This window comes from Mucilaginibacter rubeus, assembly GCF_014643835.1.
Classification (GTDB): domain Bacteria; phylum Bacteroidota; class Bacteroidia; order Sphingobacteriales; family Sphingobacteriaceae; genus Mucilaginibacter; species Mucilaginibacter rubeus.
The window spans coordinates 1-585 of sequence record NZ_BMKD01000026.1 but is presented as its reverse complement, the minus strand read 5'-3'; the positions used below and the strand labels follow the sequence as shown (position 1 = coordinate 585).

Annotated in this window: 1 protein-coding gene; it reads right to left on the bottom strand. The window is 43.8% G+C overall.

Annotated features, from left to right (window positions below; translation table 11 throughout):
- A partial coding sequence (locus tag IEX80_RS28055) for an NS1 family protein (RefSeq protein ID WP_229701787.1) occupies positions 1-402 on the bottom strand: 402 nt, incomplete at its 3' end.
- Between the last annotated feature and the right edge of the window lie 183 nt (positions 403-585).

Below are 585 nucleotides of genomic sequence, written 5' to 3'. Positions count from 1 at the left end.
TAGAGTTTCAGAGACTCGAACTGTGTTATCATTCCATTCAAATCCTCCGATGAGGATCTCAATTGCATTTTTGACATCCTTGTCAGTATGTCCTGGAAGAGAAGGTAATGGTGAGATTTCGCCTACAATTGCTCCTTCTTCCGTAAAAGCTCTAAGTAGTATCAGGGCTTCAAGCCGATTGAAAATCACACTGAAATTTGCTTTCAATGTGATGTTTTTGTCCACTATTGCTTGGTCCATTCTAATGCATAGGGACCCTGTTATTTTCTGTTTGGGAATGAGCATTAACCAATCTCTTGACATTTCTTCAAGAGTCATGTCAGTTAGATAGCGTGGAGCTGGCACTGAAGCAACACTCATTTTAAATGCTTCATCTGACTCTTCCTCTAAAATCCGCTCCACTATATGCTTTCCTTCACGCGTGGCGGTTCTGATGTCCAGACCAAGAGTGCTGCTTCTTCCTCTCAGGGACTTCTGATCTCGGCGGAGCCGGTCTAGAAATGGGGCATCACCCATTTCTTGGTCTGCAAATCGTTTGCGGACATGCCAAAGAAAGCAGTCTACCTGGAAGCTTGACACAGTATT